Source organism: Micromonospora arborensis, assembly GCF_003205615.1.
Lineage (GTDB): Bacteria > Actinomycetota > Actinomycetes > Mycobacteriales > Micromonosporaceae > Micromonospora > Micromonospora arborensis.
Map to the genome: position 1 here is coordinate 24,175 of NZ_PYBV01000048.1, position 25,735 is coordinate 49,909.

The 25,735-nt window shown below is 69.2% G+C and carries 19 protein-coding genes; 9 read left to right on the forward strand and 10 right to left on the reverse strand.

The window, feature by feature from the left end; all coding sequences use genetic code 11:
- The first annotated feature begins 193 nt into the window (after nucleotides 1–193).
- A complete protein-coding gene (locus tag C7C45_RS29725) occupies nucleotides 194–2,983 on the forward strand; it encodes a DEAD/DEAH box helicase (RefSeq protein ID WP_110567659.1) in 2,790 nt (929 codons plus the stop codon).
- Between the two features lie 11 nt (nucleotides 2,984–2,994).
- Nucleotides 2,995–4,296, forward strand: a complete 1,302-nt coding sequence (locus C7C45_RS29730; protein WP_244200643.1) for an SWIM zinc finger family protein — start codon at nucleotides 2,995–2,997, stop codon at nucleotides 4,294–4,296.
- 200 nt (nucleotides 4,297–4,496) lie between these two features.
- On the opposite strand, the gene C7C45_RS29735 is transcribed toward C7C45_RS29730, so the two are convergent.
- Together C7C45_RS29735 and C7C45_RS29740 are read right to left on the reverse strand one after the other, a co-directional pair.
- On the reverse strand, nucleotides 4,497–5,483 hold the full coding sequence (locus tag C7C45_RS29735) for a zinc-binding dehydrogenase (protein WP_208641441.1): 987 nt from the start codon (nucleotides 5,481–5,483) through the stop codon (nucleotides 4,497–4,499).
- 50 nt (nucleotides 5,484–5,533) lie between these two features.
- The gene (locus tag C7C45_RS29740) at nucleotides 5,534–5,992 is read right to left on the reverse strand and encodes an ester cyclase (protein ID WP_110567664.1); all 459 of its coding nucleotides are present in this window, start codon (nucleotides 5,990–5,992) and stop codon (nucleotides 5,534–5,536) included.
- A 135-nt stretch (nucleotides 5,993–6,127) separates the two neighbouring features.
- On the opposite strand from C7C45_RS29740, the gene C7C45_RS29745 reads away from it, so the two are divergent.
- A complete protein-coding gene (locus C7C45_RS29745) occupies nucleotides 6,128–6,964 on the forward strand; it encodes an NAD(P)H-binding protein (RefSeq protein ID WP_110567666.1) in 837 nt (278 codons plus the stop codon).
- 85 nt (nucleotides 6,965–7,049) lie between these two features.
- Complete coding sequence (locus tag C7C45_RS29750; protein ID WP_110567668.1) at nucleotides 7,050–7,868, forward strand: TetR/AcrR family transcriptional regulator; 819 nt, start codon at nucleotides 7,050–7,052, stop codon at nucleotides 7,866–7,868.
- A 38-nt stretch (nucleotides 7,869–7,906) separates the two neighbouring features.
- On the opposite strand, the gene C7C45_RS29755 is transcribed toward C7C45_RS29750, so the two are convergent.
- Nucleotides 7,907–8,992, reverse strand: a complete 1,086-nt coding sequence (locus tag C7C45_RS29755; RefSeq protein ID WP_110567670.1) for a serine hydrolase domain-containing protein — start codon at nucleotides 8,990–8,992, stop codon at nucleotides 7,907–7,909.
- Nucleotides 8,993–9,015: 23 nt separating this feature from the next.
- Nucleotides 9,016–10,518, reverse strand: a complete 1,503-nt coding sequence (locus tag C7C45_RS29760) for an FAD-binding oxidoreductase (RefSeq protein WP_110567672.1) — start codon at nucleotides 10,516–10,518, stop codon at nucleotides 9,016–9,018.
- 239 nt (nucleotides 10,519–10,757) lie between these two features.
- Between C7C45_RS29760 and C7C45_RS29765 the strand changes: the two genes are divergently transcribed.
- The 3 genes from C7C45_RS29765 to C7C45_RS29775 are packed head-to-tail and all read left to right on the forward strand — an operon-like array spanning nucleotide 10,758 to nucleotide 13,806.
- Nucleotides 10,758–11,618 carry a class I SAM-dependent methyltransferase gene (locus C7C45_RS29765; RefSeq protein ID WP_110567675.1) on the forward strand — a complete coding sequence of 287 codons (861 nt, stop codon included), beginning with the start codon at nucleotides 10,758–10,760 and terminating at the stop codon, nucleotides 11,616–11,618.
- A gap of 44 nt (nucleotides 11,619–11,662) precedes the next feature.
- Complete coding sequence (locus C7C45_RS29770; RefSeq protein WP_110567677.1) at nucleotides 11,663–12,352, forward strand: transglutaminase-like domain-containing protein; 690 nt, start codon at nucleotides 11,663–11,665, stop codon at nucleotides 12,350–12,352.
- Nucleotides 12,349–13,806, forward strand: a complete 1,458-nt coding sequence (locus tag C7C45_RS29775; RefSeq protein WP_110567679.1) for a UbiD family decarboxylase — start codon at nucleotides 12,349–12,351, stop codon at nucleotides 13,804–13,806. The genes C7C45_RS29770 and C7C45_RS29775 overlap by 4 nt, the downstream gene beginning before the upstream one ends.
- 198 nt (nucleotides 13,807–14,004) lie before the next feature.
- On the opposite strand, the gene C7C45_RS29780 is transcribed toward C7C45_RS29775, so the two are convergent.
- Both C7C45_RS29780 and C7C45_RS29785 read right to left on the reverse strand, forming a co-directional pair.
- Nucleotides 14,005–14,649, reverse strand: a complete 645-nt coding sequence (locus C7C45_RS29780) for an alpha/beta fold hydrolase (RefSeq protein ID WP_110567681.1) — start codon at nucleotides 14,647–14,649, stop codon at nucleotides 14,005–14,007.
- Between the two features lie 198 nt (nucleotides 14,650–14,847).
- Complete coding sequence (locus C7C45_RS29785) at nucleotides 14,848–15,795, reverse strand: VOC family protein (protein ID WP_110567683.1); 948 nt, start codon at nucleotides 15,793–15,795, stop codon at nucleotides 14,848–14,850.
- Between the two features lie 67 nt (nucleotides 15,796–15,862).
- Between C7C45_RS29785 and C7C45_RS29790 the strand changes: the two genes are divergently transcribed.
- Complete coding sequence (locus C7C45_RS29790) at nucleotides 15,863–16,486, forward strand: TetR/AcrR family transcriptional regulator (protein WP_110567701.1); 624 nt, start codon at nucleotides 15,863–15,865, stop codon at nucleotides 16,484–16,486.
- A 98-nt stretch (nucleotides 16,487–16,584) separates the two neighbouring features.
- On the opposite strand, the gene C7C45_RS29795 is transcribed toward C7C45_RS29790, so the two are convergent.
- Complete coding sequence (locus C7C45_RS29795) at nucleotides 16,585–17,616, reverse strand: hypothetical protein (protein WP_208641446.1); 1,032 nt, start codon at nucleotides 17,614–17,616, stop codon at nucleotides 16,585–16,587.
- Between the two features lie 261 nt (nucleotides 17,617–17,877).
- Between C7C45_RS29795 and C7C45_RS29800 the strand changes: the two genes are divergently transcribed.
- Nucleotides 17,878–18,855, forward strand: a complete 978-nt coding sequence (locus tag C7C45_RS29800; protein ID WP_110567687.1) for a GNAT family N-acetyltransferase — start codon at nucleotides 17,878–17,880, stop codon at nucleotides 18,853–18,855.
- A 295-nt stretch (nucleotides 18,856–19,150) separates the two neighbouring features.
- Here the strand turns inward: C7C45_RS29800 and C7C45_RS29805 are convergent, their stop codons facing one another.
- From C7C45_RS29805 to C7C45_RS29815, 3 genes are all read right to left on the reverse strand, one after another.
- The gene (locus C7C45_RS29805; RefSeq protein ID WP_110567689.1) at nucleotides 19,151–22,009 is read right to left on the reverse strand and encodes a glycosyl hydrolase family 95 catalytic domain-containing protein; all 2,859 of its coding nucleotides are present in this window, start codon (nucleotides 22,007–22,009) and stop codon (nucleotides 19,151–19,153) included.
- Nucleotides 22,010–22,411: 402 nt separating this feature from the next.
- On the reverse strand, nucleotides 22,412–25,300 hold the full coding sequence (locus C7C45_RS29810) for a glycosyl hydrolase family 95 catalytic domain-containing protein (protein WP_110567691.1): 2,889 nt from the start codon (nucleotides 25,298–25,300) through the stop codon (nucleotides 22,412–22,414).
- A gap of 250 nt (nucleotides 25,301–25,550) precedes the next feature.
- Nucleotides 25,551–25,735: RICIN domain-containing protein (locus C7C45_RS29815; protein WP_146247445.1), on the reverse strand; the 185-nt coding region annotated here is incomplete at its 5' end.

A 25,735-nucleotide genomic window follows, 5' to 3' on the forward strand; every position in this document is an offset into this window, starting at 1 on the left:
GGCCCCACGGAGGCGGTGCGGCCGGTTCCGGATCGATGGGCGTCTCGGTTGGCGGCACGCCGATTGCCGACAGGTCGGCCAGCAGGGCACCGGACCGCCGGCCGCATCGTGTAATATACGGTACGTTGTACGCTAGTGTTGTCACGTCGTTCGCGGGCAGTCGTCGCCCGCCCGAACCACCCCTGGAGGCCAGGTGCGACTCGGGCCGTTCGCGGTCGTCTTCGAGCCGGGAGACCCGCCCCGGACGGGCGCGGTCAGCTTTTACGACCCGACCGGCCAAGCGTTGCCGGCGGAATTCGACGATTTGGGGGAGCGCGGGGAGCTGGAGCTCGCCCTTCCCCGCGATGGCGTGGTGACGCTGTCGACGACTCAGGTCTGTGCCATCCCGGTCGGCGATGCGGTCCGTCAGCTCCTCGCGCTGCGCGACGCCGACGACGTCACCCCCGCCGCCGCGTTCTGGTCGGCGGTGGCGGTTACCGGTCTGCACCTGGCCGCCCGTGGGCGACTGCTACCCGGGGTCTCCCCGGAGGGCTGGGACGCCTGGCGGGCGGGGCCCTTCGACATCGCCGACGTGCAGCGCATTCGAACCCTTGCCGCGGCGATGCCGCCCGAGGCCCGCGCCGTGCCGGTCGACATGGGAGCCGAGCAGCTCGTGCTGCCCGAGCCGGAGGGCCTGGTCTACGCCTTCCTCGACGCGGTAGCCGACACCCTGCCGCGTATCCCCGCCGCCACCTGGCTGACCGGCGACGTCCGGTTCACCGGCTTGAAGCCCGAGCCGGCGGCCGACCTGCGCGACTGGGCGGGAGAGGTCTCCGCCGGCGTCGACACGGGTCTGCGGGTGGCGCTGCGCCTCGAGGGCCGGGGCGACTTCGACAGCACGCCGGTTTCCGGCGTGGTGCGGCTGCGCAGCCTCGCCGACCCCACGCTGGTGAGCGACGCGGCGGCGCTGTGGGAGGGCGACGAGCACGGGCTCGGCGATGGCGCCACGTTCGAGGCGATGCTCGCCGTCCGGCGTGCCGCCGCCGTGTGGGCACCGCTGGAGCGGCTGCTCGACGAGGCCGCGCCGGTCGAGCTGGAACTGCTCGACGAGGATCTGACAGATCTGCTCGGCGGCGCCGATGCGCGGCTGACCGAGGCCGGCATCGACATCGAGTGGCCGCCGCAGCTCTCCCGCGAACTGGACGCGCAGGTGCTGGTCAGCTCGCCGCCGGAGCAGCCAACCGAGGTGGCCGGGTTCTTCCGCTCGGCGGCGCCGATGCCGCTGAGTTGGCAGCTTACTCTGGCCGGTGCCCCGCTGACCGACGCCGAGATGGACCTGCTCGCCAAGTCAAGGCCGATCGTCCGACTGCGCGACAGGTGGGTGGCTGTCGAGCCCGAGCTGGCGCGCAAGGCCCGGGAACGCCAGCTCAGGCCACTCAAGGCGTACGACGCTCTGGCGGCGGTGCTGATCGGCAGCACCGACGTCGAGGGTGAGCGGGTCGAGGTGGTGGCCGATGGCTGGCTGAGCCAACTGTGCGAGCGGGTCGCCGAGCCCGATGGTGGGCCCGAGGTGGTGACGCCACCGGCCGCGCTGGACGGCACACTGCGCGATTATCAGGTGCGCGGGCTGCGTTGGCTGGACCGGATGACCTCGCTCGGCTTCGGCGGCTGCCTTGCCGACGACATGGGCCTGGGCAAGACGGTCACCGTCATCTCGCTGCACCTGCGTCGCCAGGCCGAGTCGGCGACCGCGGGTGCGACCCTGGTGATCTGCCCGGCGTCGGTGCTCGGCAACTGGGAGCGTGAGATCCGGCGGTTCGCCCCCGGTGAACCGGTCCGCCGGTTCCACGGCAGCGCCCGCTCCCTCGACGGCCTGACCGGCGGGTTCGTGCTGACCAGCTACGGCACCATGCGAGTCGACGCCGAGGCCCTCGCCGGACATTCCTGGGGGTTGGTGGTCGCCGACGAGGCGCAGTACGTCAAGAACCGGCTCAGCGGCACGGCGAAGGCGCTGCGCGACATTCCGGCCCGGGCCCGTGTGGCGCTCACCGGCACCCCGGTGGAGAACAACCTCTCCGAGCTGTGGGCGATTCTCGACTGGACGACCCCTGGGCTGCTCGACAAGGTCGGCACGTTCCGCTCGCGGTGGGCCCGGCCCATCGAGGTGGATCGGGACAGCCCGACGGTCGAGCGTCTGTCCCGGTTGGTCCGACCCTTCCTGATGCGCCGGCGCAAGTCCGACCCCGGTATCGCCCCCGAGCTGCCGCCGAAGACCATCACCGATCACCTCGTCTCGCTCAGCGACGAGCAGGCCACGCTCTACCAACGGGTGGTCACCGAGGTCATGGCCGAGATTCGGGCCAGCGGCACCGGCATCGCCCGTCGTGGTCTGGTGCTCAAGCTGCTGGTCGGCCTCAAACAGGTCTGCAACCACCCAGCGCACTACCTCAAGGAGCCGCAGGGCAAGCTCACCGGCCGGTCGGAGAAGCTCCAGCTCCTCGACGACCTGCTGGAGATCATCCTGGCCGAGGGCGGCGGTGCGCTCGTCTTCACCCAGTACGTCCAGATGGCCCGGCTGCTGGAACGCCATCTCGGCGAACGGGGCGTGCCGGCGCAGCTGCTGCACGGTGGCGTGCCGGTGCACCAGCGCGAGGAGATGGTGCGCCGGTTCCAGGCTGGCGAGGTGCCGGTGTTCCTGCTGTCGCTCAAGGCGGCGGGCACCGGCCTCAACCTGACCCGGGCGGATCACGTCATTCACTACGACCGCTGGTGGAACCCGGCGGTGGAGGAGCAGGCCACCGATCGCGCCTATCGGATCGGGCAGACCAAGCCGGTGCAGGTGCACCGGCTGATCGCGCAGGGCACCCTGGAGGATCGGATCGCCGCTCTGCTGGAGTCCAAGCAGGGGCTGGCCGACGCGGTTCTCACCGGCGGTGAGACCGCCCTGACCGAACTGTCCGACGCCGAACTGCTCCGGCTCGTGCAGCTGCGCGGCGAGGGATGAGGGAAGGCAACGTGGACTTCGACGTCGATTTCGACGACTCCGACGACGAGTTGGAGCAGGACGACCCGGGGTTCTCCGGGGACGACCGGCGTGCGCGCAGCTTTCCGGCGTTCGGGCCGGGTAAGCGGATCGGCAGGAAGTTCGCCGACACCTGGTGGGGCAACGCCTGGATCGAGGCGATGGAGCACACCGCGCTGGACCCGGAGCAGCTCAAGAAGGGCCGCCGATACGCTTTCGCCGGGCAGGTCGGGTCGATCACGGTCTCCCCGGGCCGGCTCTCCGCGCCGGTCCACGACGGCGACCAGTACACCCCGCACGACACCGTGGTGCGCATCGGCACGCTCAGCGAGGCGGAGTGGGACCGGCTGCTCGACAAGGTCGCCGCGAAGGCAGGGCACATCGCGGCCCTGCTCGACCGGGACATGCCGCGCGACCTGGTCAACACCGCCGACGATGCCGGTGTGCGCCTGTTGCCCGGCTACGGCGACCTCGAACCGCGGTGCGACTGCCCAGCCTGGGACCATCCGTGCCGGCACGCCGCCGCGCTGTCGTACCAGGCGTCCTGGCTGCTCGACCGCGACCCGTTCGTGTTGCTTCTGCTGCGCGGGCGCGGCGAGGCCGAGCTGATCGAGGAACTGCGCGAGCGCAACGCCCGCCGGTCCATCGCCACCGCGGACGACGGCGCCGCCGGCACGCTGGCCGCCGAGGCGTACGCCGCCCCGTCGGTCCCGTTGCCCGACCCGCCCGGTCCGGCGTCTGGCGCGCCGATGGCGCTGGCCCCGTTGCTCGCCGAGCACGAGGCTCCCGGCATCGACGCCGAGGCGCTCGGTGTGCTCGTCGCCGATGCGGCTGACCGAGCCCGGCACCTGCTCGCCGCGACCCCGGAGGAGATTCTCGCGCCGGAGCCAGGCGCCTGGCCGGACGCCGTCCGGCTGGCTGCCCGGATGCCGCGCTCGCGGGCGGCGAAGCGGATCGGCGAGGCCAGCGGCCGGGCGGCCGAGCTGCCGCGCGCCATCAATGCATGGGAGTACGCGGGCGCTGCCGGGGTGGATGCCGTCGACGCGGTGTTCAATCCGCCGAAGGAGTTGGTCGCCCGGGCCACCGACGCGTTGCGCGAGGCGGTCGAGGGTGGCGGCGCCGCGCCCGAGGTGAAGAGCTGGCGTAACCGGTGGACTGTTGGCCGCGACGTCCAGGTGCGGTACGGCCGAGACGGCCGCTGGTACCCCTTCCGGAAACGGTCGGGGGACTGGTGGCCGGCGGGGCCGCCAAGCCCCGAACCGGCGGACGCCCTGCTCGATCTGTCCCGGGACTGACCCGTCCGTCGCCGCGGCCGGCCGGGTGTTTCCAGTCCGTCCGGCCGCTGGTACGGCGGGTCAGTCCCGGGCCTACCGCGTCGCCGGCCTCCAGCACCGCTCGAACCTCTGGTTAAACGGCCCGGGTCGCACGTGGCGACCCGGGCCGTTTTCTCGGGCGGTGAAAGCGCCGTCGGCGCAGCGGTCCACCGGTCTTCAGATCAAGGCACCAGGACGAGTTTCCCGACGACACCTCCGTCGATCAGTTCCCGTACCGCCCGGCCCGCCTCGTCCAACGGGTACCGCTGGGCCACTGTGGGCCGCAACGCCCCGTCGCGGACCAGGCTGAACAGGCTGGCCAGGTCGTCGCGAAAGTGCGGACCGGGCTTGACGTAGTAGGTCCTCGCCCGGCGGCCCCGGGTCGCGCCGACCAGTCCGGCGAGGTTCCAGCCGATCACTCTGCGCAGCGCCGGCAGATGCGGCCGGAACCACTGGCCGGGCTGGTAGCCCGCCACCGAGGAGTCGTACGACACGAGCGTCCCGCCCGGGGCGAGCAGCGACCAGCCTGCCGTCAGGCCGGCGCCGCCGATGTGGTCGAAGACCGCGTCGACGCCCCCGGGAGCGAGCCGCCGAACCGCGGCGACCACGTCGTCGCGGTAGTCGAGCGGTTCGCCACCGAGGGCCCGCACCGCGTCGTGCTTGGCCGGCGACGCGGTGCCGATCACTCGAACCCCGTGGCGGACGGACAGTTGGGTGAGCAGGGTGCCCACCCCGCCGCTCGCCCCGTGAACCAGCACCACCCCGCCCGGGCGGACCCGGGCGGAGCGGTGCAGCATCTGCCACGCGGTGACCCCGTTGCAGACCAGAGCGACCACCTCGCCCGCGTCGAGGTCCTCCGGGACCGGGGCCAGTGACCTCACGGTCACCTCCGCGTACTCCTGCCAGGCGCCGATGCGTGGCATGGATACCACCCGATCGCCGGCCCGCCAGTTATCGACCCCCGGTCCTACCTCGACGATCCTCCCGATGAGGTCGTAGCCGAGCACACACGGCGGCTTCGACGGGAACGGGTGCAGTCCGCCCAGTGTCTGCACCTCGGCGAAGGAGACACCCGCGGCCTCCACCCGCACCACCACCCGGCCGCGTCGGGGGGACGGGCGTGGCCCGGTGTGTACCTCCAACGCCTCCGGCCTGCCCGGGGACGTCATGACGACACGGCGATTCACCGGTGCCGTCTGGTCTGTGTCGAGGCCCATGGTCAGACGTCCGCCGGCACCTTGCCGAGCTCCTTGAGCATCGGCAGGTAGTTCATGACGTCCCAGTGCTCGACTACCTTGCCGTCGACGAACCGCAGCTCCTCGACGATGTGCCAGGCCACCTTCCGGTGCGTCGGCGCCAGGTCGCCGAACTGGCCCTTGTGAGTGGCCGTGATGGTGATCCGCAGGATGACCCGATCCTGCTCGGCCATGATGCTCTTGACGTCAAGGTGCAGGTCGGGGAAAGCCTTGATGCCGCCCTCCATCCGGCGAATCATCTCGTCGGTGTCGACCACCTGGTCCTCCGAGTAGTGGACGACATTCGGCGCCCAGTACTTGATGATCCCGTCCAGCTCCCATCGGTTCCACGCCGCCACCATCTGAAGGCAGCGTTCCTTGTTCTCGGCCAGGGTCCGGTCGTCGTCGGTCAGGGACCGCTTCGCGTTTGTGGTCATGGACATGTGCACTCCTTGTGGCCCGACGGTCGTCTGGTTCCACCCTCGCGACCTGCTCTCAAGGACCCCTCAAGGGCAGGTCGTGATGCTCGGTGTCGAGATCGGGCGCGGCCCGACGAGGGAAGGGAACGGGTGGACGCAATGACGATCCTGGTGACGGGTGCGACGGGACACGTGGGCCGGCACGTGCTCACGGCACTGCTCAACGAGGGCCACAAGGTACGGGCGATGACGCGCGCACCGGAGCGGGGCCGGTTCCCGGCCGACGTCGAGGTCGTCCGAGGCGACTTGACCGAGCCGGAAGGGCTTGCCGACGCCCTGCGCGGGGTGGAGCGGATGTATCTGTTTCCGGTGCCCGACACCGCCGTGCAGGTGGTGCGGCAGGCGAAGCGGGCCGGGGTTCGACACGTGGTGGTCCTCTCCTCCACCTCCGCGGCCGACGCGACCAACTTCAGCGGCGTCTATCACCGCACCGTGGAGCGTGCGGTCGAGGACAGCGGCCTGGATTGGACGTTTGTCCGGCCGGACGAGTTCGCCACGAACCTGTTGTGGAAGTGGGGCCACTCGATCCGCGCCGAGGCGGTGGTGCGGGGTCCTTACCCGCAGGCCCGGCGGGCGCTGATCCACGAGGTGGACGTGGCGGCGGTGGTCGCCCTGGCGCTCGGTCGCGACGGCCATGCCGGGCAGGTGTACGACCTGACTGGCCCGGAGGCGCTGGACCAGCGCGTCCAGGTGGCGCAGATCGCCGAGGCGGTCGGCCATGAGATCCGGTTCGAGGAGGTCACCCCTGAGGCAGCTCGGGTCGAGCTGAGCGCGTTCATGCCGGTGCAGGTGGTCGACATGGTCCTCGGCTACCTGGCCGAGTCGGTGGACGGGCCGCCGATGGTGTTGCCGACGGTGGAGAAGCTGACCGGTCGGCCGGGGACGTCGTTCGCCCGCTGGGCGGCCGACCACGCTGCCGAGTTCCGACCCGCCTGATCCGAGCCGAGTCGGGTCGGCCGGCGTCCCCGCGCCGGTCGGCCCGTACGCGGTACGGTATGCGACCCGGTAGGATGGCCGCACTATGTCGAAGGAGCAACGGGGGAAGTTCGACCCCGCCCGCAGCCTGGCCATCCTCTGGCGAACTCGCGAGCCGACCAGCCGTAGTGCCGGGCCGGGGCTCAGCGTCGACCGGATCGTCCGGGCGGCCGTCGAGATCGCCGACGTCGAGGGCATCGACGCACTCACCATGCGTCGGGTCAGTGAGGCGCTGGGCGTCGGAACGATGTCGGTCTACACGTACGTCCCCGGCAAAGCCGAGCTGCTCGACGTCATGGTCGACGTGCTCTACGGCGGGATGGCGCGCCCGGCGGAGATCCCCGGCGGTTGGCGAGCCCGGCTCGAGCAGATCGCCCGGGAGAACCTGAAGCTCTACCAGGCCCACCCGTGGCTCCTGCGCGCCGAAACCAGCCGGCCCGTGCTCGGCCCCAACCTGCTCGCCAAGTACGACTACGAGTTGGCTGCCGTGGCCGGCATCGGCCTCGACGACGTGGAGATGGACTCCGTGCTCACCCTGGTCCTCGGGCACGTCCGGAGCGCCGCCCGGGTCGCACTGGACATGGTCAACCTGGAGCGCGAGACCGGCATGACGGACAACCAGTGGTGGCAGTCGCACGCCCCCTGGCTGGAGAAGTTCATGAAGTCGGGCAGTTACCCGACGGCCGCCCGGGTGGGCACGGCGGCCGGCGAAGCGCACGGCGCGGCGTACGGGCCGGAGTATGCGTTCGAGTTCGGCCTCCAGCGTGTGCTCGACGGCATCGCGGTGATCGTCGCCGAGCGTTCGGCCGGACCGGCTCGCGCCGACGTCGGCCGGGCCGGGGAAGGCCCGGCCGACGCCGGATAGGCCGCGACGACACCCGCCGCACCTGGTCGTGGTACGGATCAGAGGCAGTCAGCGGCGGCGTTGATAGCGTCCACCACCGCGTCCTCGAAGACACCGGAAAAGTCGTCGGGGTCGATGTCAAGGGTGATCGACGACTCCAGGCGCTGGCGGCCGTCCAGGGTGCTGCCGATGAAGGTGGCGTAGCCGGGGATGCCGCCGCCGTGGCCCCAAAGGCTGAGCCCGCGGGAGGTGACCAGCGGCATGAAGCCCAGGCCGTAGCCGTTGGACATGGGCAGAGTCACCCACTCCGGCGGCACCGTGGTCTTCATCTCCTCGAACTGCTCCGGCTTGAGCAGCTTCCCGGTGACCAGCGCGACCAGGAACGTGTCCAGATCCTTGGTCGTCGAGATCATCTCGCCGGCCGAACACGCCTCGGACGGGTTCATCTCCGTCACGTCCACCGACTTGCCCTTGATCTTCATGTAGCCCCGAGCGTGTACGCCCGGGATGTTCGGGTCGTCGCCGGGCAGGACGGTTTCGGTGAGCCCGAGCGGCTCGATGATCCGGGCCCGGATCTCCTCGGCGTAGCTGCGGCCGGTCACCGCCCTGATCAGCAGTCCGAGCACGATGTAGTTGGTGTTCGAGTACTCGAACGTACTGCCGGGGGTGAAGTTCAGCGGCTTGTCCGCCGCGATCTTCACCAGCTTCTCCGCGTCGAAGTGCCGGTGCCGGTCCCGCTCGAACCGGTCACCCGGCCGCTGGAAGGCGTCGGCGTGGTTGTACAGGCCGCTGGTGTGCTGGAGCAGGTTGCGGACTGTCACCTGAACACCCTGTGGCAGCAGCCCCGGCAGGTACTCCGCCATCGGCTTGTCAAGGTCGACCTTGCCCTCGCCGACGAGCTGGAGGATGACGGTCGAGACGAAGACCTTGGTGATGCACGCGATGCGGAACTTGCCGTCGGTGGGGACCGGCTCGTCCCGGCCGAACTCGCGGACCCCCGCGTGCACGGTGAACGTCTCGCCGCCGGTGGTGATCCTGAACTGGGCGCCGGCCGCGCCGACGGTGGTCAGCTTGTCGACCGCCTCCTGGAGCTTGATGCGTTTGGGGTCCTTCGTCTCGGGCTTGACCGCGGTGTCGATGGACATCGGATTCCTTTCCTCGGCCCCGTTCACTGAACGGACAGGGCGTGGCAGAACACGGCGAGCGGATCCCACCGCTTCTTGATCTGTTGCAGGCGCGGGTGGTTCTCCTTGAAGTAGAGGTACTGCCAGGGCACCCCGGAGGTGTTCCACCGCGAGTCGGTCATGTCGACGTCGGGAAAGTTGATGTAGCAGCCGTCGTTGCGCTCGTCGGGTGCCGGCACGCCCCCGGTGGCCGCGTAGACGTCCCGGTAGAGGCGACGGGTCCAGTCGAGGTTCGCCTCGTCCGTTGACGGGTCGTGCCAGGAGGTCAGGTAGAGGGCGCGCAGTACCGAGTCCCGCTGGGCGACCGCGGTGGCGTCCGGCACCACCGCGTTCGCCGCGCAGCCGTACGACTGGAGCGAGATGGTCGCGGTGGAGAAGGCATGACCATCGCCCCAGAGGTGGTCGTAGATCGTGTCGATCTGGGCGTCGGTGTAACCGCGCCGCAGATACGCGGACTTGATCTTGTGGCGACCGTTCTCACCGTCCTGCGCCCGGGCCAGCTTCTGCATCGTGGCCAGCCAAGGCCGCCGCTCGACGGGCATGTCGAAGCGAGGTGCGTCGATGCCCTCGGTCATCTCCGTGACGGCACGGGCCAACAGCTCCTCAGCGTCGTCGCCGGTGTCGTCGAGGTGGTTGAACAGGATCGCCCCGATCCCCGGGTCGTCCTGCGGGGCAACCGCGAACAGCACCAGCCCGCTGAACAGCCCGGCGTACCGGGAGTCCGGTGAGCTGTTGCGCTCGTGCCACCGACCGTGGCTGCCCACCAGCGCGCGCAGCGCCTCTCGGGTCAACCCTTCGCGAGGGAAGATCGTGCTCGACGCCAGCACCGACGCCGGCGGCCGCGGGAGCAGATCGCTCGGACCACCCTCGGCACCCTGGCTGCGCAGCCAGTACCGGGTGACCACCCCGAAGTTCCCGCCGCCCGCACCCGTGTGCGCCCACCACAGGTCGTGGTGTGGGTCCGCTGGGTCACTCGTCGCCACCACGGCCCGCGCCCGGCCATCCGCACCGACCACCACCACCTCGACCGCGTACAGGTGGTCGGAGCAGGTGCCGAACCGGCGGGACAGCGGGCCGTACCCGCCGCCGAGCAGGTGCCCGCCGATCGCCACCAGCTCGCTCGACCCGCCGGGGACGGTCACCCCCCAGCCGAGGTAGAGGGCACGGTAAAGGTCGAGCAGGCGGGCCGCCGGCTCGACGGCGAATGCCTGCCGTTCCTCGTCGAAGCACACCCGGTCCATGGCGGCCATGTCGATCACCACCCGGACCGCCGGATCTGCCACGAAGTCCTCGTAGCAGTGCCCTCCACTGCGGACCGCGATCCGCTGGCCAGCACGGACCGCATCATCTACCGCACGGACCACCTCCTCGGTCGAGCGCACCAGGACGAAGGAATCCGGACGGGGGGCGAAGCGGGCATTGTCGCCGCGGACCACGAAGTCCTCGTAGCGCGGGTCACCTGCCGCGATACGCGTCGGTTCCGGCATGCTGCACCCCTCTCTCGTCGCCATCACTGAGGACGATGGTGGGACGCCGGCCTCGAGGAACCTCGTAGCCCCGCTGGAGCCGCCTCGTCTCGCCGCGGGCGCTCGCCAGCCCGACCCTGGCTCGGCCCGGGCCGGCCCATCGGTATTCCGGTGGTCCTCGAATGTGGCTCCACCGAGCCGGGGGACGGTCGACGCAGATCAGGCGAGAGCCGCCTGTCCACCACGACCCGGGAGCCGCCGTGGACACCACGACCTACAAGACGGCCGTGACAGAGGCGTTCAACAGCGCCGCCGCCTCGTACGACCGGATGGGCGTCGAGTTCTTCACCCCGATGGGACGCCGGCTGGTGGAGCGGGTGAACCCGCAGCCCGGTGAGCGGGTGCTCGACGTCGGCTGCGGCCGGGGCGCCTGCCTCTTTCCCGCAGCCGAGCGCGTGGGCGCCACCGGCCGGGTGCTCGGCATCGACATCGCCGAGGCGATGGTCGCGGCTGCCCGCGAGGAAGCGGGCCGGCAGAGCCTTTCCACTGTGGACGTACGGGTCATGGACGGCGAACACCCGGACCTGCCGGCGCGCTCGTTCAATGCGGTGACCGGCAGCTACAGCGTCATCTTCTTCCCCAACGCACCCGCCGCCCTTGCCCGGTACGCCGACCTGCTCGACGACGAGGGCAGGCTCGGGTTCACCAGCCCGGTCTTCACCCCCGACACCTTTCCCTTCCTGCCGCCGGTCTTCACCGAGCTGATCCCTCGGGAGCTGCTGCGTAACCTGCCCCCGCAGTGGCAGCCGGCCGAGCTGACCCGCAGGTTCAACAGCTGGCTCTCCGACCCCGCGGACCTGGTCCGCACCCTGGCGGACGCTGGGTTCCGGGCGGCCGACGTGGTGGACGAGGAGGTGGCCATGGTCGCCGAGTCCGGCACCGCCTGGGTGGATTGGTCCCACACCCAGGGCATGCGCCTGCTGTGGCAGCACCTTCCGGAGCGGGAGAGTGGGGATCTGCGGGACCGTCTCATCGCCGCGCTGGACGCCATGCGAGTCGGCGACGGCCCGCTGACCATCCAGGTCCCGGTCCGCTACGTCACCGCCACGGTGGCGCGATGAGGTCCGGCGGGCCACTGGGCCTCGATCATCGACGGGAGGAAGCAATGGGTACGGATGCGCCGGGGACCGCCGACCTCGCGGCCACCTATTTTCTCGACCACGACTCGCCGGAGGTCGTCGACTTCGTCGCCCGCAGCGCGCCAGCAGAGGGCGATCCGAAGGCGCGGGCCGTGGCGCTCTACTACGCCATCCGCGACGGAATCCCGTACGAGGTCTATTCGGCGGACCTTTCCCGAGAAGGGCTGCGGGCCAGCGCCACGCTGCGCGCCGGTACCGGTATGTGTATTCACAAATCCGTGCTGTACGCGTCGGCGTTGCGTTCCATCGGCGTACCGAGCCGACTGGTCCTGGCCGACGTGCGTAATCACCTGACCTCCGACCGGCTGCGTTCGCTGATGGGTGGGGACGTTTTCCGCCACCACTGCTACACCACCGTCTTCCTCGGAGGGCGGTGGGTGAAGGCGACCCCGGTGTTCAGCAGCAGGCTCTGCCGGCTCTACCGGATGGCTCAGCTCGAGTTCGACGGGCGCACCGACAGCGTCTACCACCCGTACGACCTCGACGGTCGGCGCCACATGGAGTTTCTGCACACCCACGGCGAGTTCAGTGACCTGCCGTATGACCGGATCGTTACGGATCTCCGGGCCGCTCACCCCGGCCTCTTCGCCGCCAGCATGCGGGTCGTCGACGGCTCCCTGGTGCGCGACGCGGCGAACGCGGCGGGGGGCCGATGATCAGGAACGAGCCCCGGTCCGGCGCCACCACCACGCCGGCACTGTCGATGCGTTCGGCCGTCGCCGCGCTGCGCCGTGCGAATCCGGAGCGGTACCACGAACGCGGTCCGCTCGGTTCCGGCGACATCGCCGCCGACTACGCCCGGTGGTATGCGGCCGTCCCGGCCACCTCCCGTGCCGCTGCCGAAGACGTCGTCCGCTACCGCGTCGCGGGGCGACACGACACCCGCGTACTCCTTGGCCTTTACGGCGACGCCGCGCGGGTACGCGCGTGGCTGCCCGGCTACCCGGACCGGGTGGGCCGGGCGGCGGTGCGACGCCTGCTCGGTGCGGCGCGCCCGGCGGTCCTTGGCGTTCGGCAGGCCGAGCGCCGGCCGGTCGACCTCACCGCGTTGCCGGTGCTGCAGGCCACTGATCGGGACGCAGGCGCCTTCCTCACGACCGGTATGGTGCTCGCCGACGACGGTGGCGCGCTGTCGGTGCACCGGATGCTGGTCCTCGACCGGGAGCGACTGACCCTCTGGATGGTCCCCGGTCGCACCCTGGGCCACCGCTACGCCGAGGCCCAGCGGGCGGGCCGCCGACTACCAGTCTCGATCAACGTCGGGGTGCCCCCGGCCGCGATGGTCGCCTCGGCGCTCAACGCACGGTTCCTGCCGTCCGGTGTGGACAAACTCGCCGTGGCGGGCGCTCTGGCCGGCGCGCCACTGACCCTGGCCGACGCGGTCACACAACCGGTCAGGGCGCTCGCGGAGTCGGAAATCGTCCTGGAGGGCTACCTCGATGGCGCAACCGCCGACGAAACCCTCGGTGACCGCCTGGGTGGCTCCCTACCGGAGTTCCTCGGCTACCACGGCTCGGCCCAAGCGGCGCTTCCGGTCATCACGGTAACTGGGATGACCGTGCGGGACCAGGCGGTGTACCAGGCCATGATCGGTCCGGGGCGAGAGCAGTCGGTGGTTCTCGGGCTGGCCGGTGCTCTCTCCGTTCAGCTTGCCGGCCGCTCGCGGGACTGGAATCTGGTTCGGGACCTACACTTCTCACCCGCCGGGGGCGGCATGTTGACCCTCGCCGTGAGCCTGCGCAAGACCGGCCCCGGCTCGGACGCCGCGCCCGCCCGACTGGCCCGGGAACTGTTTGACGCGCACCCTTTCGCGAAGCTCGTCATTTTCACCGATGACGACGTGGACGTGGGCACTCCGGAGGATGTGCTGTGGGCCCTGTCAACCCGGGCCAACCTCAGTAGCGACTGTGTGACGTTCGACGACTACCCGCGGTTGCCGATGGACCCGTCACAGACGAGTGCCTGGTTGGCCGAGCGGGGTCACCCCGGCCGGTCGTACGTCGACGCCACGGTGCCATACCGGGTTCGACACCTCGCCGAACGGGCCTTCGCCGGGCCTCCGGTCCGGCGACGCCGGCCCGTCCGGCACACACCGGACTCCCGCCCGTGATCCTGAGCGCCGGCAAACTGCCGATATCCCTGGGTGGCCCAACTTATGCTCGGCGCGAGAATATGAGCTGTTTCAGCGGTTGGAGAGGGGCCCTTTGCTCCTGGATCGAGGTCGCACCTGCAGCGCTTGGCACATGGCCACGCAGGCAGGCGCGGACCATAGCGCAGGACCTCGTGGGGTAGTGCGCAGCCTGTCTTGTCAGGGCAACGGGTATGCGGTTAGGCGGTCGGCGAGTTGCTTCGGGTGGCTGAGCGCCACTGCGTGCCCGCCGTCTATCTCGTCCGGGACGACGCCGAGTCGATCCACGGCAACCCGCCGCTGAAAGTCCGCTGGGAAGAACCGGTCCTCGCGTGCGATGAGCACCGTCGTCGGCACGTTTGGCCAGGAGTCCAGGGGCCACGGCTCGTTCCCTTCCGCGCTGACCTGGTCCCGGCTGTGTGCCGCTGCCTCCGCGACGATCTCGGCCGGCACACCGTTGTAGAACTGCTGCTCCTCGCTGAGCCCTTCCGCGCTGCGGTAACCGGTGTTGGCCCACCAGTCACCGGGTCTCTCACCAGGCTCCGGGACCATCGGTGTAAGCAGGACGAGTAGCCGCACCGGCAGCTTGTCGGCAATGAGCGGCGCGGTGAACGCACCGTACGAGTGTCCGACGACCACGAGGTCGCTCCGGTCGCCGATCGCGTCGACGGCCGTCTGGCCGAACTCGGCGAACCCCGCGGATCTGTCCTCGATCGGCAGTTCCGGAGCCACCACGTCGTGGCCGCGGCTGATCAGCTCGGGGACAAGGAGATGCCAGTCCCAGGCGCTGCCCCCGCCGCCGTGGATCAGAACGAAAGTCGCCATGCCCGGAGCCTCACACACCGGTACGACAGCCGCTCGCGGCTTTGCCGACGACAGTGCGCCGGATGATCCATGCTGGAGGCGGGCGATGCGACGGCGGGGGAGCCAGGTGGCGTACGTGCGGCGCTGCCCACGATCGCGAGTCGCGGACCGTACACCAGTGCGTTGGTTTCCGAACGATGTAGAGGTGTTTCTGTCGATTCAACGAAAGGCGATCACCGTTCCGAACGCGGCGGTGGCTGGCACGAAAAGCTCTCCGGATGCTGCTCGACAGAGCGGAACCTCATTGGCCCGGAGAAGTTCCTTCGTCGCGGCCAGGTCGCGGACTCCGACCGTGTAGGCGACGAGGGCGGGCAGTGCCGGTGGTTGCTGTCCGGGCAGAGCCTCGGCGAGGCGGGATGCCCGCACGAGGGTCAGTGTTGCCGCGCCGAGATCGAACACCCACCCACGCGCGTTGGCCCTGGGTGTGTGGTCAAGGTAAGCCTCGTAGCGTGTCCGGACAGCGTCCAACTCGGAGTCGGCGATGCAGAGCGTAGCGTCGACGAGACCGACGGCGCCGTTGGGATGGTCGGTTGCGCGGGAGCCCTGGATTCCGGGATCCAGATCCGCGGCGACACCGATCCTGCCTTCTGCCTCCACGCCAGGTTGGACGCCGTCGATCTCCAGATATCGGACTGTTTCGACTCGGGGGACTGCTGGGCGTCGCACAGTGTTGACCCCGCCGTGTCTGATCCCGGAGTTCGTTAGGCGAGCTGCCGTGGCCTCGATATCGGAGGAGGACAGCATCAGGATGTGCAGGCCCTCGTACCGGTCCAGGCAGTCGGACAGATTTGCGCTGGTGGCGTTGATCCGCTCCATCAGTGACGGCAGCACGCTGGGCGGGGCGTCCAGCGGAACCAGTCGCGCGTCGGCCGGCACCCGACTACCTACGCCGTCGACGACGGTCACCAGTTCGACGAAGTCCTGAGGAAAGTCGGCGTGGGTGTTGGCCGCGCCGAACGGCTCGAGTGTGCCTCCGTCCTGCGGCACCATCGCGGGATAACTCGGCGTCGGCAGCGCGAACCCTAGCCGTCGATACAGCTTGAGCGCGGCGGGCATTTCGCGGACCACGTGACCGACGTGGTGCAGGCGGGTGATCTCAGGGGTCATATCGACCACGCTAGAAGTAGCTTGACCACGTGGTCAAGCTACTATGGAGGTGGGTACCCTCAGACGAATGAGCGCGCAGCACGTAGACGGTAGGCGTCTGCGTTACCAGCACCGGCGGCCCGAACTGCTCGATGCCGTGGTCAGCTACGTTCTCGCGCACGGGATGGCGAATCTGGCGATGCGGCCGTTGGCCGAGGCGGTAGGGGTCAGCCACGGGGCCCTGCTGCACCACTTCGGCACAAAGGAGGCCCTCCTCATCGAGGTGACCGATGTGCTTCGCCAGCGGTTGGCCGACGCGGCCGGCCTAGCCGGCTCATCCGGCAGCCTGGCCGACCTCGGCTCGTGGTGGCGGCGGTCGACGACCGCAGACCGCCTGCCGGTCTATCGCTTGTTGTTCGAGGTCTTCGCTCAGGCCACACGAGAGCCGGAGCGCTATGAGCGTTTCCTTCAGCAAGCAATGCACGACGCGCTTGGGCTCATACAGCGGCTGGTCTTGGCAGAAGGATGCCCCAGCGAGCAAGCGCCCTTGATCGCATCGATGATCGTGGCCCAGGCGCGCGGCCTGCAGCTCGACCTCCTGGCCACCAACGACCGCGAACGCGTCGACCATGCCTTCGCTGTCTTCATCGGCCTGATCGACAGCCTGCGGCAAAGCTGGACCGGCGAGCAACCATCAACGCGACCGCGCTGACGAGGTTGTTCCGGCGTGGAGGGGCCGGAGCAGGCCCCGTCTGCTCACGTCGAGTCGAATGCAATTCGGAGGCCGGCGGGCAGTGGAGGGCGACCGCGTCACTGCATAGCGGTGGCAGGGGGGTGATCGAATGATTTGGGGCAGCGGAAGGTGTACAGCGAATAGCCACGCCCGATCTGCACACCGACGAAGTCTGGGGACGCGGCCGGGTTCTCCTCGGACGGGCGCCAGCTGCAATTCATGCCGTTCCAGTCGCCCGAGTCCACGGTGAAAATCAAGGTCATCGTGGCACCGCAGACAGCACATTCCATTGGGTACGGATCGGTCAGTGACCAGTTCGCGTACCCGCCGACCTTCCATCCCGGCGCCAGCGACAGGTCGCTCTGATAGTGGGGACGGCTCTGGTCTTCGTCGTCATCCCACTCGTCGAGCCGCTCGCGTAGGTCATCGGGGAGCAGGTCGGCGTATTGGTACTCGCGGACCTGCTCGGGGTGCACCACGCACGGAACCGGCAGGTACATGTCGCTGATCGCGGGCGGCTCGGGAGGCGCCTCGAGCAGCGGGCCGACGGCAGAACTGTCGCGCCAGTAGAGAAAGACGCGAGGGCTGTAGTGCCGGTCCGAGTGGTCCACCGGGCACCAGAGCACCTGGAGCAGGTCGGTACCGTCCGGACCGGCGTAGTCCGGGACATCTTGTCGGTACAGCTGCGCCACCGGGACCAGCGGGATGGGATCCTCGGTCAGGTCGTCGAGGTCCAGAGCGTCGGCCGCATCGAGCTCGGCCCGCTCCTCCGCAGTCAAGAAGTCCCCGCCCGGCAGCGGCTCCCGGGTTTCTGCGGTCGCGAGGATCTCCCGCCTGCGGAGCAGGGCGGCCGGGGTGGTCAGGTTGTATGGCTCGTGCGCCCCGGCGTCGTCGCAGACCGGCCATGCCTCGTCGGCCGGCCACAGCAGCGGTCCACCGACCGAGCTGTCCGTAACGGTCGGAGCGCCGGGTCGGGGATGCAGGCGGGTAGCCGTGAGGGAATGTTCCCGCAGTTCGGGGAAGAGTGCGGTGATGTCCAGGGGACGCGGAGGCGTGGTGCGGACCATAGAAGCGGATCTTATGGCCCGCGCGCTGGTCCTGAGTTCCACAGACCGGTCACTTTGCCGTGGCCGAGGGGCGCGAGAAACTGGTCGGGTTCTTCAGCGTGTTCGCACCTGGTGCCAGCCGGTTCGACAAAGGTCGAGGTAGATGCTGAGTCGCCAGGGGTTGGAAGCCGGCGACCAGACCATCCCGCCGTTTGTTCCTTGACTGTGGACATGCCTGTTCGGTGTCCAGCTGCCACCCTGTCAACCCGGTGCTGCGCGACCGGCCCCCCCGCGCGAGGCGTCGGCCCAATAGGATGACGGTCGATGAAGATCGCGTCTTGGAAACCCGCCACGCTGGCCGATGCGGTGTCGTTGGCGGCCCTGTTCCGGCGAGTCGAGGCGGCTGCGCCCGTCGGCCTTGAGCAGCACGCTGACGACGTCACGACACGGCTGGCGGCTCTCGGGCCGGAACTCGGGTCGGGTACCCGGGTCGGCCGCGATGACGACGGGGACGTCGCCGCGTACGGGGAGGTCGCGGAGATGGGCGAGGTCGATGATGTCCTCCGGATCCGGCTGGCCAACGTGGTCCGTCCCGACACCGCGAACGACGTCCGTGCGGAGTTGTACCAGTGGCTCCTCGGACAGGCCGAGCAGGTGCGGCAGGTCCGCGGATCGGCGCAGGCAGCCGTTCTCGGCACCCGGTGCGCCGAGAACGATCGCGTCGGACACGAGTTGCTGGCCCGGCACGGCTTCGAGTTGGTCCGGCACGAGCGGGACCTGGTCCTGGCGCTGCCGGAGTCGCTGCCCACCGAAGTGCTGCCGCCTGGCCTGGTGTCGAGCCCCGTCGACGAGCGCTACGAGGAACTGGCGCGGCTGGCCCACAACGAGGCTTACGCCGACAGCCCGTCTGCGATCCGACCGGACCAGCGCACCTGGCCAGCGCACGCCATCGCGCACCCCCGATTCCTGCCCGACCTGTCCTGCCTGGTGCTCGTGGAGGCGGATGGGGCCGAGAACCCCGTGGCCGGCTTCCTGTTTGCGCTCGCCGACGACGACACGGAGAAACCCACCGCAGTGCTGCACTGTCTGGGCAGCCGAGTCCCCTGGCGCCGCCGTGGCCTCGCCACCGCCATGATCACACACGCCCTCCGCAGGGCTCGGTCCGCAGGCTTTCAGCAGGTTCGCCTCCGGGTGAGCGACACCAATCCGGCGGCTCTCGCGCTCTACCGCAAGCTCGGCTTCGTCGGCTCGGGGCGCGGGTACGCGGTGCTGATGCGACGCCTCGGCCCTGATGCCAGCTGACACCGCGTTGCTCGGCTTACTCGACCGGGCAGGCCGCGTGACAGCGACTTCGGTGAGCTCAGACCCCTCGGAGGCAACGTCAACCGCATCAAGATGACCAAGCGATAGATGTACGACCGCGCGAGCCTCGACCTCCTCCACAAACGCGCCCTCGCCACACCGTGAACCACCACCAGGATTGCTCGCCGAGTGAGTTGCCAGAGCCGCGACTGATGCGGCGCTGACAACACACCCGATACACCGACGCGCAGTGGACCAACCTGCCCGTGCGCGATCTGTAGCTATGAGACAGCCTCTAGATTCGTACAAGTTTGAATCGCTGGTTGGCACCGGTGCCGGGTGTCCACTGGGAGATGCGGGCACCGTCGGCGGTCGAGGCCTGCCAGACGTCCATTGCCAGACCGCTTTGCCTGTTGATGAGTCTGACCACCCCGCCGCCCTGGTCGTCGACCCGCCATTGCTGGCTGGCCGCGTTGGACGCGTCGGGTTGCTGGGTGATGTCGGCACCAGTGCTGTTGCTGGCGACCTGCAGGAACAGGCCGCTGTGCCGGGCCCTGATCCGGAAGTAGCCACCGTCGGCCGGCACAAACTCGAACTGCTGGTTCTGTCCGCTGCTGCTCGCCCACTGGATCAGCAATCCGCCGGCGGCGGTGGACGCACCGTTGATGTCGGCGGCCTTGCCGCTGTGCTGGGCCACGAGTCGGTAGTACGCACCAGTCTCGACCGGCCCCGAGTTGACCGCGGACGCGCGGTAGGTGTGGCCGGCCTGGCCGGTGAACTCCACGAGATCGGCCTCGATCCGCGTCGGCTGGACGGCGCTGCCGCTCGTCTCGTCGCGCAGTTCGAAGGTGCCGGCGAAGATCCGGTTGCGAACGCGGATGGGTCCGGCGCGGTCGGGAGTGACGACGAGCTCGATTCGGCTGCTGCTCCAGGTGGCGCCGACGGTGTATCCGCCGCGGCCCCGGAGCCCGGTGACCTGCCCGGTTGGCCAGGCGGATGGGAGTGCGGGCAGGAGGTGCAGTTCGCCGGCGTGGCTTTGCAGCAGCATTTCGGCGATGCCGGAGGTGGCGCCGAAATTGCCGTCGATCTGGAAGGGCGGGTGCAGGTCGAACATGTTCGGGGCGAGCCGGTCGGTGCGTACCAGGTCGCCGAGGAGCTTGTGGGCGCGCGTGGCGTCTTCCAGCCGAGCCCAATAGTTGATCTTCCAGGCGAGTGACCAGCCGGTGCCGTCGTCGCCGCGCAGTTCCAGGGTCTGTCGTGCGGCCTGGTGCAGTTGTGGTGTGCCGCGTTTGGTGATCTGGTTGCTGGGGTGCAGCCCGTACAGGTGGGAGACGTGCCGGTGCGTCCGCTCGGTCTCCACCCAGTCGGCGAGCCATTCCTGGACGTTGCCGCGGGACCCGACCCGTGTCGGCGGCAGCCGGTCCCGGGCAGTCAGTACCTGGGCGCGGTAGGAGGCATCCACGTTGAGGACTTCGGCGGCCCGTGCGACGCCATTGAACAGGTCACGCAGGATCTGGTTGTCCATCGTCGGCCCCGCGCACACGCTGGCGTTGGTGTGATGGCGCAGCTCGGGCGAGTTCGACGGATTGGTGACGAGGTAGCCGAGCGTCGGGTGGCTGACCAACGTGTCGAGGAAGAACTGGGCAGCGCCTTTCATGGCCGGGTAGTTGGCGCGCAGGAACTCGACGTCTCCGGTGAACTGGTAGTGGTCCCAGATCATCGTGGCCAGCCAGGCGCCGCCGGTTTGCCACATTCCCCACAGGGCTTCGTCGACCACTGACGAGCCGCGCCACGCGTCGGTGTTGTGGTGGGTGACCCAACCCCCTGCGCCGTACTGCACCTGAGCGGTGCGGGCGCCGGTCACCGTCAGATCTTTGATCATGTCGAAGACCGGCAGGTAACACTCGGCCAGGTTGGTGGTGTCGGCCGGCCAGTAGTTCATCGGCAGGTTCGCGTTGATGGTGAACTTCGAGTCCCAGGAGGGAGCCATCTGGTCATTCCAGATCCCCTGCAGGTTCGCCGGCTGGCTGCCCGGCCGCGAGGAGGAGATCAGCAGGTAGCGACCGTACTGGAACAGCAGCGCGGAAAACTGCGGGTCGTTGACACTCGCGTGCTGCGCGATCCGCACGTCGGTGGTTTGGTCGGCCGCCGTGGTGCGTCCCAGATCGATCGACACCCGGTTGAACAGCGCCTGGTAGTCGGCCACATGTCGGCCACGCAACTGGTCGAAGCCGATGGTGCGGGCCGCGGCGAGGTGCCGCCGCGCGATGCCCTGGTAGTCGCCGTTGACGGTCCGGTAGTTGACGTAACTGGACCCGATCGACACCAACAGGGTGACGCTGGTCGCGCCGGAGACCCGCAGCGTGCCGCCGGAACTGCTGACCGTACCGCCGCTCACGGCGGCATTGGCCAGAGCAAGGAACCGGACCTGCCCGGTGATGCCCTCCATGCTGCCCGAAACACCGTCGAGGCCGATCGTGGCGGCGTCCGGGCTGGACACGGTCGTCCGTTGCGGGCTGCCGAACGTGGCGGTGAACGTGATCGCGTTTGCCCGGTCAGCGGTCAACCGCATCGCGATCACCTGGTCCGGTGCGCTCGCGAACACCTCACGCTGAAACCGCACCCCGTTGAGCACGTAGCTGGTGGTAGCGGTGGCCGTGGTCAGATCGAGGGTCCGCTGGTACTGCGACGCCCCGCTGGCACTGCCAAAAGCCAGCCGCAGGTCGCCGACCGGCTGGTAGGCCAACTGCCCGACCGGACTGCCCAGCATGGTCTGGTTGATCAGATCCTGCGCCTGCGTCCACTGATCGGCGAAGACCCGCCGCCGAATCTCCGCCAGGTTGGCCGCACCGCGGGTGTTGGCCGAGTCATACGGGCCACCGGCCCACACGGTGTCCTCGTTGAGCTGCAGCCGATCGGTGTCGACATTTCCGAACACCATCGCGCCCAACCGCCCGTTACCGATCGGCAGAGCCCGTAGCCAATCCGAACCCGCCGGCTCGTCGTACCACAACGCCATGTCGTTGGCTGCCAGCACCTGTGGGGGTGCAGTCGACCCGGCCCGAGCGGCTGCGGTCCAACCCGCCGGTAGCAGCATGACACCAGCCCCAGCCGCCCCGGCTCCGAGGAGTTTCCTTCGTGTCACTTCAGACATCTTGTCTCCTTCGCGCAGCCGAGCGACGCAGCGGTGGCCCCAGCCGCCCGGGTGGTGACGATCGCAGGGCGGAAGAAGCGGAACGTCGGCGAGGACGTCGCCTGAGTCCTTCGGGGGTGTCCGGGCGATCCAACATTCGTCAGACGTCACATGTTAACTATTGAAATCAGAGATGGTCAATGCGTAACCACGGCACCACACGTGATGCCGTCGTCCCGACCGTCCAGGGCTTCGTAAACCCAGCCCACGTCGTTCGTGCCAGCGCCCTGCGGAGTCGGCGCGCAAGAGGCGATCGACTGACGGGTGCTCCCTGAAGGTCAGACGAAGACTGGCGGGCGCCAGCCGGAAATCTGGCGGCCCATTGCCCGGAGCCGCTGCGACCAGTGCCTCTGACCTTCCGCCTCAGGCATCAAGGATCTGCCATTCCTGGCTGATCTCGCCACTGACCGGTTGCTGGACCACCCTGGCGCCGTCCGCGGTGGAGCCGCCTTCGACCCCGACACACCAGCCATTGCTCACGTTGACGAACCGGTAGTATCCGCTGGTCGTCGCCGGGACGAGGTTCCACCACTGGTTACGTCCGCCATTGTCGGCCCATTGAACGAGTGCCGCGCCCTGGCCCGAGCCACCCGGACTGTCCAGGACTTTTCCGCTCTTGACACCGGACAGCCGGAATGAGCCGTCGCTGTTGGGTAGCAGCCGCCACTGCTGGTTGGTCGCGCCGGTCCACGGCCACTGGATGACAGTTGCCCCGTCCGTGGTGGAGCCGCCGTTGACGTCCAGCACCTTTGCGCTGCGCCGGTTGACCAGTCGAACGATGCCGCCGGCGGCGGCTGGCAGGCCTACGACAACCTGTGTCTGTTGCCCGGCCGTCAACGAGATCACCCGGGCATTCGGGCCGAGCGGCGAGGGGGTGACCGTCGCGGAAGTGGTGATGGAGGCCATCCCGCGCCGGCTGAGGAGGGTGATCGCCTGGGTGATCGTCGAGGTGAGTACCACGGTTACTGATCGACCGGGCAGATCCCAGGAGAGGCTGTGGATGCGGACCTGGTTGCGTCCGCGGACCCCGGTGATGGTGCCCCTGGCGAGCTGGCCGGGCAGGGCGGGCAGCAGCTCGATGACGCCGGGCCTGGTGTACACAAGCGCTTCGCTGAGCACGGCCGGCAGCGTGTGGGCCGCATCGGCGTTGTAGGTTTCCAGATTCGGGTTGTGCGCTGTCATCAGCGACCGGAAGACCATGTTGTTGCCGATGATCTTCCGGAGGTTGCTGTAGACGCCGGCGGCGTCCTTGAGCCGAGCGGAGGCGAGGGCTCGATGCAGGCTGCCGTGCGCCGAGGTGTTCTCGTCGCCGCGCAGCGCCAGGGCCTTGAGCGCCGCGGTGACCAGCCCGGGCGCCTCCTCGGGATTGATCTCGTGCAGGGGCCACGCGCCGTACAGGTGATGGACGTGCCGATGGTTGTAGCGATCCGTGAGTCCCGGCCAGGACCATTCGGCGAGGGCGCCGCTGCCGTTGACCGTGTAGGGCGGAAGCTTCGCCAGCAGGGCCGTCCAGCGGGCGACACCTTGACCGGCACCCTGCTCGACACCGAGTGCGTTGGCGGCCTCGACAGCCGCCCGCAGGGCGTGTCTGCCGGCCTGGATGTCGCCGGTGGCGTTGATCGCCAGCAGGACGTTCGTGCTGGCCGGCGAGTTCTCCATCGAGAACGACGGCACGAACACCACCCGGCCGGCCGAGTCGGTGCGGGTCAGGAAGTCCTCGTAGAACAGCGCCAGCTCCATCAGCGCCGGTCCCAGTTTCTCAGCCAGGAACGTCCGGTCCCCGGTGACCTGGTAATACTCCAGCAGCGGGTAGAGCAACCAGTCCGCGCCACCGGTCCAGCACTGGCCGGGGAAGCCGGGGTCGAAGTGCAGCATGTACCCGTACTCGCCGTCGGTTCGCGACGGGGCCAGGAAGCCGCGGGCGCCGTACAGGTTGCGAGCGTTCGTGCGCCAATGGGCGAGCTGACCGAGGATCAGGTTGAAGTAGCCCTGCATGGCGTCGGTGAGGTCGAGAATGTTGCCGCCGGCGACCTGCAGGTTGATGTTGGCATCGGTGGTGAAGTCGTCGGCCCAGGCGCCGTTCCAGGTGCCGGCCCAGATTCCGGTCAACCGTGGCGGCAGTACGCCGCTGGAGGTGATGAACAGGTAACGGCCGCTGTCGTAGAGGCGCTCCAGCAGGGCCAGGTCGATGGTGTTGCGGTTGGCGTTCTGCCGGGCGATCAGCTGGGTGGTCGACAACTGTCGGTCGGCGGCGGAGACGTTCAGGTCCAGGCGGGAGCGGTCGTACATCGCCGAGTGCAGGGTGACGTGTCGGGTCCGCAGCTCGGCATAGTCGGCGCGCACTGCGGCCAGCGCCGCGTGCAACGGCCTGCTGTCCCAGGCCGTTGGTGACTCGTACCGGTCGAGTTTGGTCAGCAGGAGGAGCCTGGTCGCCGCGGTGACGACGATGGTCGACCCGTTCGCGGCTACCGTGCCACCGGTGGCGACGACCCGGGTGACGCCCTCGAAGCCGAACGCGCCCTGCCCGGACGGGTAGGTGCCGCGCAGGTTCAGGTAGCCGGAGCCGTCAATGACGCTGGCCTGGGTGGTGAAACGGACCGAGCTGGGGACACCGGCGAGGGATGTGTTGGCGCTCAGCGTCGCGTCGATCGATCGGCCGGATGCCGGGGTCAATTCGTGTACGACGACGTTGTCGGCTCGGGAGGCGAAGGCACGGCGAGTCCAGGTGCCGTTGCTGTCGGTCCAGGTGGAGGTGACCTCCCCGGTCCGGAAGTCGGTGCTGCGGGCGTATCCGTTGGCCGTGGTCATGCCGGGCGTGCTGATCTGCAACTCGAAGCCGGGGTGGTAGGTCTGGGTCCAGCGCAGGCTCCAGCCGGCCGCGAAATCCGTGTTGGCTCCGCCGTAGTTCCCGGCCAGCGCCTTGTCCCGCACGCCGGCCAGCCGCCCCGAAAGTACCGGCGGGGTCACACCCCGGCTGCCGTTGGGCATCACGAAGCGGTGGTGATTGAAGATCACCTTCTCGAGGGTCGGCGTTCCGTACAGGACCGCGCCGTACTCGCCGTTGCCGACGAGGAACCCGTCCGTCCAGGTTGTCGCCGCGGTCGCGTCGTAGATCCCGCGCTCGGGCAGGGTGACCTGAGGCGCAGCGGCGGCGGCCCGTCCGGCGCCCACGGCCGGGATCAGGGCCGCCGAGCCGGTGGTCAAAGCGGCGGTGGCGAGCAGGCGCCTACGGCTCACGGGCAGGTCCGTCATCAGGAGTTCCTCTCGACACCGAGGCTGAAGGGTTGTGCGTCATGTCGTTCGGCGCCCGCAGCCCGTCGGGTCTGAGCTACGGACAACGGTTCCGCATTCTCGAATCGATTCGGCAAGAGCATGGGCGTCAATTCCGCCGAGATCGGATCGTGGTCTACTCGGACGCGGGAACCCCCGCGCCCGAGTAGACAGCACAACGATCGTCAGCTGGTCACCGGCGGCCGAACTTGACACTCACCTCTGCTACTGGTCAGGCGGGTACGAACTGCCACTGTTGGTTGGTGCCGCCGGTGGCGGTCCACTGCACGACCTGTGCCCCGTCGCTGGTCGAGGCGGCGTAGACGTCGGCCGCGAGTCCGCTGGCCTGGCTGACGATGGTGTAGTAGCCGTTACCGGTGGGCCGCAGGTACCACGACTGGTTGGTGCCGCCGTTTG